Here is a 12634-nt window from a genome sequence, read left to right on the forward strand (position 1 = left end):
GGTCAGCGGTCGAGCGCGACGACAGCGGGGTGAGCGCAGGTCAGCGGCCCGCGGCTGCCGTCCAGGCCGGCGAGCGTGACCGTCGCCGGTGCGCCGTCCGGGGCGGCGTACCGCGCCGTGCAGACGATCTGGTCGACCGCCGTCTCCGGCAGCGCCCCGATGGCGCTCTTGAGCCACACCGTCGTACCCGACGGCGCGATGGTCGTCGTCGTCCGGATTCCGACCTCGACCGGGATCTCGCTCCGGTAGCCCTGCGACCGCTCGGCGGGAACCGGTCCGGCGAGCAGCAGGGCGAGGGCGGCGTCGACCGAGCCGGGTGGCGTCTCCGGGCGCAGCACCAGCGTGAGCCCCTGCTTCGTCACGAAGAAGAGGCCCGTCCCCCGGGCCGGGCCCATCGGAGCCGGGCCGCCGGTGATGACGTCGCTCGGGCGTACGCCGCAGCCCGCGACGAGCGCCAGCAGCGAGAGGGCGACCAGCAGCGCGCGCCGCCGGACGCCCGTCACGGCCGTCCCCCGGTCACCCCGGCGCGGGCGGCGTCGGGCCGCTGCGGGTCCAGCGGGTTCCGTGGCAGTCGGAGCGTGAACACCGCGCCCCCGGCCGGATCGTTGCCGGCCGCCAGGCTGCCGCGAGCGGCGCCGGCCCGGTGCAGGCGGGCGTTCTCCCAGGCGATGGCGAGGCCGAGCCCGCTGCCCTCGGACCGGCTCCGCGCACTGTCCGCCTTGTAGAACCGGTCGAAGACGTGCGGCAGCACCTGCGGGTCGAGGCCCGGGCCGCGGTCGCCGACGGTCAGGACGATCCAGTCCGGGTCGGCGCGCAACCACACCGACACCGGCGGGGCGCCGTGTCGCAGCGCGTTGCCGACCAGGTTGGCCACGATCACGTCCAGCCGGCGCGGATCGAGTCGGGCCAGCGTGCCCGGCGGCAGGTCGGTGCTCACCTGATCGGTCCAGCCCCGGGCACGCAGCGTGGCCCGTACCGCCTCGGCCACGTCGACCTCGTCCAGGGCGAGCGCCGCCGTGCCGGAGTCGAACCGGGTGACCTCGATGAGGTCGTTCACCAGCCGGGTCAGGTTGTGCGTCTCCTGACTGACCAGTCGGGCGGCCCGTCCGGCGTCCCCGGGCAGTCGGGGCGCCTCCTCGTCGAGCACGTCGGTCACCGCGGTCATCGCCGTGAGGGGCGTACGCAGCTCGTGCGAGACGTCGGCGACGAAGCGCCGGGCGTCCGCCTCCAACCGGCGCAGCTCGTCGACCTGCCGTTGCAGCCGCTCGGCGGTGTGGTTGAAGGTACGCGCGACGCCGGCCAGCTCGTCCGTGCCGCGCACGGCGAGCCGGGTGCTGAGGTCGCCGTCACCGAGGCGGCGGGCGGCCCGGCCGAGTTCCCGGACCGGCCGTAGCACGCCCTGGGCGGCGATCAGCGCGAGCAGGACGGCGAGCACCAGCGACAGCCCACCGGTGAGCCAGGCCAGGCTGGCGAGCCGGTCGACGCTGGCCTGTTCGGCGTCCAGGCTGTGCAGGCGGTAGATCTCCAGGCCGGAGGGGTACCGATCGCCCTCGTCGCTGGTCCGCATGAGCTGCGTGCCGATCAGGAGGTAGGGGTGCCCGTCCGTCGCGCGTCGCTGCCAGACGACCTGGCCGCTGCTCACCGCCGCCTGCAGCTGCGGCGTGAGTGCGGCGGAGAGCTGCTCGTCGCCGGCGTTGCTGCCGTGGTATGTGACAAGCGCGCTCTCGTCGCCGTCGGAGAGGTCCGCGGCGATCTTTCTGAGGTCGGCCTGGGTCGGTGGCAGGCTCCGGATCGGGGTGACCTGGGCGACCTGCTCCTTCAGCCTGATCACGGCCGAGTCCTGGGCCTGCTGGAGGATGACGTTGCGGGCCTGGACGTAGCTGACGCCCGCGACCACCGCCGTGGTGGTCAGGCCGAGCGAGGCGAAGGCGAGCAGGAGCCGCAGCCGCAGACCCGTCGGTCGCCACAGCCCCTTCACCGGGCCGCCCCTGCGACGGCTCCCGCACCCGGGCGGATCACAGCGGGCCGAACCGGTAGCCGAAGCCGCGCACGGTCTGCACGTACACCGGCGCCGCGGAGTCGTCCTCGAGCTTGGCGCGCAGCCGCTGCACGCAGGCGTCGACGAGCCGCGAGTCGCCGAGGTAGGCGTGTTCCCAGACGGCTTCGAGCAGCTGCTGTCGGCTCAGTACGCGCCCGGGCGTGCCGGAGAGTTCGAGCAGGAGGCGGAGTTCGGTCGGGGCGAGGCCGACGGGTGCCCCGTTCTTGGTGACGACCAGCGCCGCCCGGTCGATCGTCAACCCGCCGTGCCGCTCGACCGCCGGCTCCGTGCCGGACGGCCCGGGTTCACCACCGGTCCGGCGCAGCACCGCCCGGATCCGCGCTTCGAGCACCCGGGGCTGGACGGGCTTGACCACGTAGTCGTCGGCACCGGCCTCGAGCCCCGCCACCACGTCCATGTCGTCGCTGCGGGCGGTGAGCATGATGATCGGCAGGTCACCGGTGGACCGGATCCGCCGACAGACCTCGAACCCGTCCATTCCGGGCAGCATGAGGTCGAGGACGACGACGTCGGCGGTGGTCGTACGCAGGCGGGCCAGGCCCTGCTCGCCGGTCGCCACGGCGTCCACCGTGTGGCCCTGGCGGGAGAGCGCCAACTGGAGGCCGTCGCGTACGGTCTGGTGGTCCTCGATCAGCAACACCCGGGACATGGCCTCAACTATGGCATTCCCGCCGAAGTTGCTCTGTTGATCATTCTCGCTGGCTCCGATCGTCGATCCGGTCCGCAGCCGTCCGCCTCAGGTGCGGTCGCGCCGGATCCGCCGAATTCCACCGGATCCACCACAACCAGGACGGTGACGACGACCAGGAGGACGAGCCCGCCGGCACCCGCGATCGCGACGAAGAGCCCGCCGGCGTCCCGGAAGAGCCGGGGCAGCGCCGCCAGCAGGCCGACCAGCCCGAGTGCGACATCGACCGGGCCGACCAGACCGCTACCGGCCCGGATCCGGGGCCGGGCCAGCGCGGCGGCGACCGGACAGAAGAGCGCCGCCGCCAGCAGGACGGCGCCGACGACGTCGCTGAACCGGTGCCAGCCCGCCACCATCGTCGCCGCGGCGACGATGGAGACGCCCACCGCCCCCGGCAGCGCGACCCACCAGCGGGCCCTGGCGGGGAGGACGAGCAGCACGGCGAGCAGCAGCGCCATCGCCGCGGCGACGTGCCCGCTGGGGAAGCTGTTGTGCGTCGTCGAGGTCGCCACCGCGAGGTCCGGCCGGACGATCACCTGCTTGGCCAGCCCGGCCCCGAGCACCGCGACGCCGAACACCGCCGTACCGGCCAGCCCCGCCCGGATCCGACCGGTGAACGCACTCACCAGCAGCACCCCGCCGAGCAGGAGACCCAGCACCAGGGGGTCACCGAACCAGGCCAGCACGTCCTTCGCCGGATCGACCAGCCCGGTCGGCTGCTCGTAGCCGCCGCCCCGCTCCGCCCGGGGCAGCAACCCGCCGTCGAGCCACTGCCCCGGCGCGGTCCACACGAAGGCCACGGCGGTCAGTGCGAAGACGAGCAGGAACCCGAGCCCGGCCCGGAACAACCGGGCGGCCGGCGCCCGTCCGGCGGGTACGGACCCCCGGACGGGCACCGGCCGCACCGGAGGATGCAGCGGCGTCGCGGAGACGGACGGTGATGGCGGTCGCATCCGACCAGCGTCGCCGCGCCGGGTCCGGAGACCGTCCGCGTCATGTCATGGTTCTGTCACAACCCGCCCCGGTCCCTTACGGACTTGGCGGGGCCGCTCGCGACGGTGGACTGGTCGCTGGTGGAGCCGCCCTCCGGGGTGCTCATGCCGCCCGTGGTCGCGTCGCCCGTCGTGGTCGGCGCCACCTTGCCGCGGTGCCGCTCCGGCTGCCGGGCCACCCGCCGCGCACTGGCCGGGCCGGCGGTGCCGCCCGTCGTGGTGACCGCGCCCTGCCCGGCGACCGGGCCGCCGTCGTGGAGCATCCTCGGATCGGAGTGCGCGTGCGCCGGGTCGTCCGGGTCGACCTCCTGGATCTCCCGCTGCACGTCGGTGCGGGGCACCGTCACCTCGTCGACGGCGCCCTTGCCGTAGATCCCGCCGGCGATGCGCTCCTCGGCCCGCCTGGCGGCCTCCTGCCGCATGTCGTCCTCACGCACGTCAACCACCTCGCAGAAACGTCGGTCTCCCTGCGTGCCCCTCGCCGGCCACGTCAAACGCCATGGGTGGACCGGGCGGCAGTCGCGCCGGACACCCGCCCCGGTCGACGTCGACCGGGCAGACGTCACGCGGAAGCACCCAGCCATCGACGACGTGGACATACACCGTCCCTACCGGTTAACCCGTGCGTTTCCCGCCGTCCGCCTTCGCGCCGCCACCGCTGCCCATGCTGACCGGCGACCGGCGGGAGGGACCCGCTGGAGGAGGAGTGACAGCGTGCGCACAGTACGCCGTATCGCGATCGCGGCCCTTGCGGTGGCGACCGTGACGACCGGGCTCGCGGCGCCCGCCGCAGCGAAGCCGCGTCCGGACCGGACGTTCGACCTGCAGGCTCACCGGGGCGGCCTCGGGCTGCGGGTGGAGAACACGCTCGCCTCGTTCGGCAACGCCCTCCAGCTCGGGGTCAGCACCCTCGAACTGGACGTGCAGATCACCGAGGACGGGCAGGCCGTGGTGACCCACGACCGGAAGATCAGCGGCGCGAAGTGCGTCGACACCGCCCCGGTGACGCCCGGCGACCCGGAATTCCCCTACGCCGGCAAGTACGTCAACACGCTCACCCTGGCCCAGGTGCGCACCCTGGACTGCGGCTCGAAGACGCTGGCCGACAAGCCCGGCCAGCTCGCCGTGCCGGGCGCCCGGATGCCGCTGCTACGCGAGGTCTTCGACCTGGTCAAGCGGTACGACGCTGACGACGTGAAGCTCAACGTGGAGACCAAGGTGGAGGCCGGCGCGCCGACCGAGACCGCGCCTCGGGAGCAGTTCGTGCAGGTTACCGCGGCCGAGATCCGCCGCGCCGGCCTGCTCAAGCAGGTGACGATCCAGAGCTTCGACTGGGGCGCGCTGATGCGGATGCGTCAGGTCGAGCCGCGGCTGCCGCTGGTGGCGCTCACCAACTACGACTTCCTCCAGACCGGTCAGCCGGGCGCCTCGCCGTGGCTGGGCGGCCTCGACATCGACACCTTCGGCGGCGACCCGATCAAGGCGATCCGCAGCTTCGGCGCGACGGCGTTCTCGCCCGTGCACGGCTTCCCGCAGAACGGCATGGTCACCGACCCCGACTACAAGCCGTACGTCACGAAGGAGATGGTGGCGCGGGCCCACCGCTACGGCATCAAGGTGATCCCGTGGACGGTGGACGACGTGCCGACCATGGCGAAGCTCATCGACGACGGCGTGGACGGCCTCATCACCGACTACCCGGACCGGCTGCGCGGCCTGCTCGCGCAGCGCGGCTACCGGCTGCCGGAGGCGTACGCCTCGCCGTTCGACATCCAGGCGCACCGGGGCGGCCGGGCCACCCGACCGGAGAACACCCTGCCGGCCTTCGCCAACGCCCTGGCGAACAAGGCGATCTCGACGCTGGAGCTCGACACCGGCGTCACCTCCGACGGCAAGCTCGTCGTGCTGCACGACCGCGCCATCAACGGCTCGCACTGCGTCGACACCGCCCCGGCCCGCCCGGGCGACCCGAAGTTCCCGTACGTCGGCAAGCTGGTGCACGAGCTGACCCTCGCGCAGATCAAGACGATCGACTGCGGCACGAAGATCCTGCCCGAGCTGCCGGAGCAGGTGCCCGCCCCGGGCGCCCGCATCCCCACCCTCGACGAGGTCTTCGCGCTGGTGAAGCGGAGCGGCCGGGACGACGTCCGGATGAACATCGAGACCAAGATCAGCCCGGTGGTGGACGACACCGAGCCGTACCGCAGCTTCACCCGCAAGCTGGTGACGGCGATCGAGCAGGCCCGGTTCGTCGACCGCGTCACCATCCAGTCCTTCGACTGGCGGACCATCACCTACGCCCGGCAGCTGAACAAGCGCGTCGAGACGGTCGCGCTGGTCTGGCAGTACGGCCCCGCCGAGTGCACCAGCCTCGCCGACGAGTGCTCGCTGCAGGCGGTGTACGGCAACCCGAAGGTCAAGAGCCCGTGGACCGCGGGGCTGGACTGGTGGAAGTACCAGGACCTGGGCGAGCTGACCCGGGCCGTCGGCGCCGGCACGGTGTCGGCCAACTGGCAGGTGCACGACCCGGCCCAGGGCACCGTGGCCTCGGCCGACTGGTACCTGCGCGAGAACCCGGCGTACTTCCACGGACCGGACGTGCGGACCCTGCAGAACCGCGACGGGCTGAAGGTGATCCCGTACACCATCGACGACGCCTCGGTGATGCAGCGCGTCATCGAGCTCGGCGTGGACGGCATCATCACCGACGACCCGCAGCTGCTGGTCGGCGTCGCGGTCCGCAACGGCCTGCGCTGAGTACCCCGCCGGTGGTGCCCACCCGGGCACCACCGGCGCCGGTCCCACGGATTCCGGCCGTCGGCGTTACCTCTCCCCGGGCCTCGGGTAGTCGGTTGGGTCCCCGCCACGAGACCGAAACCGTGCCGTGGCCGAAACGCGGTAGCGGGGCGGGGGAGCGCACGACTCATCGCATCCTGAGGAGGACAAGATGAGCACGCAGGCTGCATCCACGAGGCCGATGAACCGGCCGGCTTCGGACATCCAGAACCGCCAGGCCATGCAGGAGACGCCGACCCGTCCGATGCCGATGGTCAGCGACGGACATCGGGAGCCGATGCCGCAGACCGGCACCGAGACCAAGCAGGCGTTCCTGACCACCGAGTTCTGGATCTACGCCGTGGTGATGGCGGGTGTGGTGATCGCCGCGTTCTGGGGTGGTTCGGACACCAACGGGCTGAACCTCAACAACCCCGTCCAGTCGTGGTGGATCCTCGCCGTTCTGACCGCCGCTTACCTGGTGAGCCGCGGCCTGTCGAAGGCCGGGTCGCCGAAGCGGTCGCTGAGCGAGCGGCGCACCGGTAGGCGCTGACGCCTCCTACGGACGGCGGCCTCCAGGACCTGGTCCCGGAGGCCGCCGTTTCGCGCGTCGCGGTCGAGCGGGCGCGGTTACTCGTCGAAGCCGAAGTCCTCGCCGAGGTCGCCCTCGAACGCGTCCTCGATCATCTCCCCCGCGATCATCCCGCCGGCGACGCCGAGCGCACCGGCGGCGAGCATCCCGCCCATGCCGGGTCCGCGCCCGCGGCCGTGCCCGTGGTGACCGACCGGGCCGGGCCCGAAGCCACCGGCGTGCATGCTGCCGTAGCGCGAGGTCGTCTCACGCAGCCAGCCGTCGACGACCTGCTGCCAGTCGAGCCGGTCGGCGTCGGCGTGCGCGACCTGGTAGCGGCCGTAGCTGTCCTGCCCGGAGCTGAGGAAGCCGCCCCGCTTGTCACACTCCAGCACCACGTCGACGCCGTACTGGTTGGTCACGAAGGTCAGCTCGACCTCGCGGACCGTCTGCGCGTACTGCGGGGAGGCGAAGAACTCGATCTCCTGGTAGAACGGCAGCGTCTGCTGCACGCCGTAGATCTGGCCGCGCTCCAGGTCGGCGTTCTTGAACTGGAACCCGAGGCGCTGGAACGCGTCGAGGATCCGCTCGTGCACCGGCAGCGGGTGCACCGCGACGTGGTCCAGGTCGCTCTTGTCCACCGCGCGGGCGATCGCCAGCTCGGTACGCAGACCCATCGTCATGCCGCGCAGCCGCTGGCCGTAGACGTCGGTGATCGGCGTCTCCCACGGCACCGGCAGCTGGAACGGGATCGCGAGCTGCTGCTTCGGCGCCAACTCCAGCGGGCCGCTGACCACCATGCGGTGGAACTCGACGGTGCCCGCGTACTCGGTGTCGTGCCCCTCGATCTCGACCCGGGTGACGAGGCTGAGCACCACCTGCTCGATGTTCGCCTGCGTCTCCCCGCCGACCAGGTTGACCTGCCCGTCCAGGCTCAGACCGGGGCGGGTGTTCGGGTTGGTCAGCACCGTGTCGACGCTGGGGCCGCCCACACCGAACGCGCTCATCATCTTCTTGAAGACCATCGGAACTCCCGTGCGACCGTCGAGGGCTCCACCGTGGAGCCGGACGTAGCTCGATCGCACCCTATCCAGAAGCCCTGTGAGGTCCCTGTGAAGCGAGGTCGGCGCGTCTAATCCGCGTCGACCACGACCAGCTCCCCGACCTGCTCGCCGATGGCGGCGCGGGCGTCGGCGGGCAGGCCGGAGTCGGTCACCAGGATGTCCGCCGCCTCCAGCGGGGCGATGGTGGCAATCCCGATCGTCTCCCACTTGGTGTGGTCGGCGAGCACCACCAGCCGGCGGGCCGAGCCGACGAGGCACCGGTTCACCCCCGCCTCGAGGAGGTTCGGCGTGGTGAAGCCGGTCCGCGGGCTCATCCCGTGCACACCGAGGAAGAGCAGGTCGACGTTGAGCGAGGCGATCGCCGACTCGGCCACCGGACCGGTGAGCGCGTCGGACGGCGTACGGATCCCGCCGGTCAGCACCACCGTCTGGTCGGGGCGGGGCTCCTGGTAGAGCGCGTCGGCCACCGGGATCGAGTTGGTCACCACGGTGAGGCCGCGTACCTCGGCGAGCAGCCGGGCCAGCGCGGCGGTGGTCGTACCGGCGGAGAGGGCGACGGCCATGCCCGGCTCGACGAGGGTGGCCGCCCGTCGGGCGATGGCCCGCTTCTCCGCCTGCTGGCGGATCGACTTCGCGGCGAACCCCGGCTCGTCGGCCGAGCCCGGGCCGGCCAGCGTCGCGCCGCCGTGCACCTTGTCCACCAGGCCGCGTTCGGCCAGCACCTCCAGGTCCCGCCGGATGGTCATGTCCGACACGCCGAACCGGCTCACCAGCTGGCTCACCCGCACGCCGCCGGACTGCCGGATCAGATCGAGGATGGCGCTCTGCCGTTGCTGGGCGAGCATGGTCAACCTCCTTCGGCCAGCCGTGGTTCAGTCCGTCGTGGCGGCGCTGTCCTCCCGGACCACCGCGACCTCGCCGGCCGGCACCACCAGCGCACCGTCGCACCGTAGCCCGGTCAGCAGGTCCACGCCGGTGACGGAGAGCCGCGCCGCGTCGTCAGTGTGGTTGAGGACGAAGAGCCAGCTGCGCTCGCCGTCGCGGCGGCGGACCACCTCGACACCGGCCGGCGCCGCGACGGCCGGCCGGACGCCTGACTCGGCCACCAGTCGGGCGACCAGCCGGTCGGTGGCCGGCTGGTCGAGCCGGGTGCCGACGTACCAGGCGGCGCCCGCGCCGACCGGGTGCCGGGTCACCGCGGCCACACCGGGCAGCGGCCCGTCGGCGTACGAGGCGAGCACCTCGGCGCCCTCCGGGTGCAGCCACTCCGTCCACACGTCGGCGGTGCTGCCGTCGTCGAGCCGGACCCGCTCCCCCTCGGGCAGCGGGAAGAACTCCTCGGTCCGCACGCCGAGCAGCTCGCGGAACGCCCCCGGGTAGCCGCCCAGCCGGATGTGGTCGTTCTCGTCGACGATGCCGCTGAAGTAGGTGACCAGGGCGGTGCCGCCGGACTCGACGAACCGGCGCAGCACGGCGGTGTCGGCGTCCCGGGTCAGGTAGAGCGTGGGCACCAGGACCAGCCGGTAGCGGTCCAGGTCGGCCGAGGGGGGTACGACGTCGGCCGTGATCCCGGCCCGCCAGAGCGAGTCGTAGAGGGCGGTCATCCGGTCGGCGTACGTGACGTCGACGCTGGGGTGCGAATCGAGCTCGACGCCCCACCACGCCTCGTAGTCGAAGAGGATCGCCACCTCGGCGTCGACCCGGCTGCCCCGGATCTCGGCGAGCGTCCCGAGGTCGGCGCCGAGCCGGCAGACCTCGCGGAACACCTTGGTCTCCGGTCCGGCGTGCGGCACCAACGCGGAGTGGAACTTCTCCGCGCCCGCCCGGGAGGCCCGCCACTGGAAGAAGAGCAGCCCGTCGGCGCCCCGGGCCACGTGCGCCAGGCTGTTGCGGCGCAGCTGGCCGGGGGTCTTGGCGATGTTGCGCGGCTGCCAGTTCACCGCGCTGGTGGAGTGCTCCATGAGCAGCCAGGGGTCTCCCCCGGCGACACCGCGGGTGTGGTCGGCGGCGAGCGCCAGCCCGACGTGCGCCCGCGGGTCGGCGGCGGTCAGGTAGTGGTCGTTGGCGACGAGATCCACGTCGGCGGCCCACGAGTGGTAGTCGAGGTACTTGACGCCCGTGCCGATCATGAAGTTCGTGGTGACGGGCCGCTGGACCAGCCGGCCGAGCACTTCCCGCTCGGCGCGCAGTTGGGCGCGCTGCTCGTCGGAGGAGAAGCGCAGGAAGTCCAGCTGCTGGGTGGGGTTGGCGAAGGTCGGCGCGCTGCGCGGCGGGTTGATCTCGGCCCAGTCGCCGTACCGCTGGCTCCAGAAGGCGGTGCCCCAGGCGGCGTTGAGCCCGTCCAGGTCGCCGTAGCGCTCCCGCAGCCAGCTCCGGAACGCCTCGGCGCTGACGTCGCAGTAGCAGTGCACGTTGTGGCAGCCGAGCTCGTTCGAGACGTGCCACATGACCACGGCGGGGTGCTCCGCGTACCGGGTGGCGACGGCCTCCACCAGCGCGAGTGAGCGCTCGCGGAAGATCGGGGAGCTGGGGCAGTACGCCTGCCGCCCACCCGGCCAGAGAATGGCGCCGTCGGCCCGGCGGGGCAGCGTCTCCGGGTGCGCGTGGGCCAGCCACGGGGGTGGGCTCGCGGTGGCGGTGGCCAGGTCGACGTCGACACCGCCGTCGTGCAGCAGGTCGAGGACGCGGTCGAGCCAGCCGAACTCGTACCGCCCGGGGGTCGGTTCGAGCAGGGCCCAGGAGAAGATCCCGACCGAGACCAGGTTGACCCCGGCCCGGCGCATCAGTTGGACGTCCTCGGCCCAGGTCTCCTCCGGCCACTGCTCGGGGTTGTAGTCGCCGCCGAAGAAGATCCGGTCGCCCTGCCATCGCCGCATGGCAGCAGAGCGTGCCCTTATCGATCGGTCAAGTCAACAGATTCCAACATAGAAACATTTCCAACGTTTACCTGATAACAGCCCCGTCACGACTGAGTTATCGATCCCTTGCTGCCCTCTTGACAGCGGCGGCGGGGCGGGTAGCTTGAGGCGCCACTGGCAGTTCGTGTTCACCAATGTGGATTCGCGGTGGATCCAGTGTGCGATCACGAGCACCCACCCCACCCCCGACCCAAGGGCGCAGCGCACCTCTTCATCCGCAGGAGGAACCATGTCCCGTCCCCGTACCCAGGCCGAATACCTGGCCAGACTCGTACCGTCCTCCGTCGCCGGCGTCAACCGCCGCACGCTGCTGGCCGGGGCGGCCGGCGCGGGCTCCCTGCTCGGCACGGGGCTGCTCGCCGGCTGCGGCGGCTCCGACTCCGGCGGGTCCGACGCCAAGACGGTGTCGATGGGCTCCAACGCGTCCGACCCGACGCCGAAGGACGTGCTCGCCAAGCTCTCGGGCGCCTTCAAGACCGCCTCGGGCGTCGAGGTCGCGATCAACACCGTCGACCACAACACGTTCCAGGAGAACATCAACAACTACCTGCAGGGCAAGCCGGACGACACCTTCACCTGGTTCGCCGGTTACCGCATGCGCTTCTTCGCCGAGCGCGGCCTGGCCGGCGACGTCTCCGACGTCTGGGGCAAGCTCTCCGGCTTCTCCGACGCCTTCAAGAAGGCCTCCACCGGCGACGACGGCAACCAGTACTTCGTGCCGTTCTCCTACTACCCGTGGGCGGTCTTCTACCGCAAGTCGGTCTGGCAGCAGCACGGCTACCAGGTGCCGAAGAGCCTCGACGAGCTGACCACGCTCTCGAACCAGATGAAGCGGGACGGCCTCGTACCGATCGCCTTCGCCGACAAGGACGGCTGGCCGGCGATGGGCACCTTCGACATCCTGAACCTGCGGATCAACGGCTACCAGTTCCACATCGACCTGATGGCCGGCAAGGAGTCCTGGACCTCCGACAAGGTGAAGAAGGTCTTCGACACCTGGGCCGGGCTGCTGCCGCTGCACCAGCCGGACGCTCTGGGCCGCACCTGGCAGGAGGCCGCCCAGTCGCTGCAGCAGAAGAAGAGCGGCATGTACCTGCTCGGCCTCTTCGTCGCCCAGCAGTTCAACGCCGACGAGCAGGACGACATCGACTTCTTCACCTTCCCGGAGATCGACCCGGCGATCGGCGCCAAGGCGTTGGACGCCCCGATCGACGGCTACATGATGGCGCGCAAGCCGAAGTCCGAGGCGAACGCCAAGAAGCTGCTGGAGTACATCGGCGGCGTGGACGCGGCGAACATCGCCGTGAAGACGGACCCCGGCACCCTGGTCGCCAACACCGCCGCGGACACCAGCGGCTACAGCGCGCTGCAGAAGAAGGCGGCCGAGCTGGTCGGCTCGGCCACCGAGATCGCCCAGTTCCTCGACCGGGACACCCGCCCCGACTTCGCCTCGACGGTGATCATTCCCGCGCTCCAGCAGTTCATCAAGGACCCGAAGGACATCGACGGGCTGACGAACAGCATCGAGAACCAGAAGAAGTCGATCTTCACGAGCTGACGGCGAGAG

The 12634-nt window shown here is 71.7% G+C and carries 11 protein-coding genes; 3 read left to right on the top strand and 8 right to left on the bottom strand.

Features of this window, described 5'->3' with window-relative positions:
* Positions 1-2: 2 nt before the first annotated feature.
* Genes D7044_RS05645 through D7044_RS05665 form a run of 5 tightly spaced genes read right to left on the bottom strand, consistent with a single transcriptional unit; the run spans position 3 to position 4176 of the window.
* Complete coding sequence (locus D7044_RS05645; RefSeq protein WP_199716490.1) at positions 3-503, bottom strand: hypothetical protein; 501 nt, start codon at positions 501-503, stop codon at positions 3-5.
* The gene (locus D7044_RS05650; protein ID WP_120688182.1) at positions 500-1978 is read right to left on the bottom strand and encodes a sensor histidine kinase; all 1479 of its coding nucleotides are present in this window, start codon (positions 1976-1978) and stop codon (positions 500-502) included. The genes D7044_RS05645 and D7044_RS05650 overlap by 4 nt, the downstream gene beginning before the upstream one ends.
* Positions 1979-2015: 37 nt before the next feature.
* Positions 2016-2708 carry a response regulator transcription factor gene (locus D7044_RS05655; RefSeq protein WP_120684069.1) on the bottom strand — a complete coding sequence of 231 codons (693 nt, stop codon included), beginning with the start codon at positions 2706-2708 and terminating at the stop codon, positions 2016-2018.
* A gap of 8 nt (positions 2709-2716) precedes the next feature.
* Positions 2717-3700, bottom strand: a complete 984-nt coding sequence (locus tag D7044_RS05660) for a phosphatase PAP2 family protein (protein WP_120688183.1) — start codon at positions 3698-3700, stop codon at positions 2717-2719.
* A gap of 56 nt (positions 3701-3756) precedes the next feature.
* Positions 3757-4176: a hypothetical protein gene (locus tag D7044_RS05665; protein ID WP_120684065.1), complete on the bottom strand. Its 420-nt coding sequence runs from the start codon at positions 4174-4176 to the stop codon at positions 3757-3759.
* Between the two features lie 277 nt (positions 4177-4453).
* Between D7044_RS05665 and D7044_RS05670 the strand changes: the two genes are divergently transcribed.
* A complete protein-coding gene (locus tag D7044_RS05670; protein WP_120688184.1) occupies positions 4454-6496 on the top strand; it encodes a glycerophosphodiester phosphodiesterase family protein in 2043 nt (680 codons plus the stop codon).
* A 190-nt stretch (positions 6497-6686) separates the two neighbouring features.
* Complete coding sequence (locus D7044_RS05680; protein ID WP_120684061.1) at positions 6687-7067, top strand: hypothetical protein; 381 nt, start codon at positions 6687-6689, stop codon at positions 7065-7067.
* Between the two features lie 77 nt (positions 7068-7144).
* On the opposite strand, the gene D7044_RS05685 is transcribed toward D7044_RS05680, so the two are convergent.
* From D7044_RS05685 to D7044_RS05695, 3 genes are all read right to left on the bottom strand, one after another.
* Positions 7145-8110 carry a sporulation protein gene (locus D7044_RS05685; RefSeq protein WP_120688185.1) on the bottom strand — a complete coding sequence of 322 codons (966 nt, stop codon included), beginning with the start codon at positions 8108-8110 and terminating at the stop codon, positions 7145-7147.
* A 107-nt stretch (positions 8111-8217) separates the two neighbouring features.
* Positions 8218-8994 (bottom strand): DeoR/GlpR family DNA-binding transcription regulator, encoded by a 777-nt coding sequence (locus D7044_RS05690; protein ID WP_120684057.1) that lies wholly within the window; start codon positions 8992-8994, stop codon positions 8218-8220.
* 27 nt (positions 8995-9021) lie between these two features.
* Positions 9022-11025, bottom strand: coding sequence for a beta-galactosidase (locus D7044_RS05695; protein ID WP_120688186.1), 2004 nt, complete (start codon positions 11023-11025; stop codon positions 9022-9024).
* A 271-nt stretch (positions 11026-11296) separates the two neighbouring features.
* Between D7044_RS05695 and D7044_RS05700 the strand changes: the two genes are divergently transcribed.
* Positions 11297-12625 (top strand): ABC transporter substrate-binding protein, encoded by a 1329-nt coding sequence (locus D7044_RS05700; RefSeq protein WP_120684053.1) that lies wholly within the window; start codon positions 11297-11299, stop codon positions 12623-12625.
* The last annotated feature ends 9 nt before the right edge of the window (positions 12626-12634 follow it).

It is taken from the genome of Micromonospora musae (assembly GCF_003626635.1).
Lineage (GTDB): Bacteria > Actinomycetota > Actinomycetes > Mycobacteriales > Micromonosporaceae > Micromonospora > Micromonospora musae.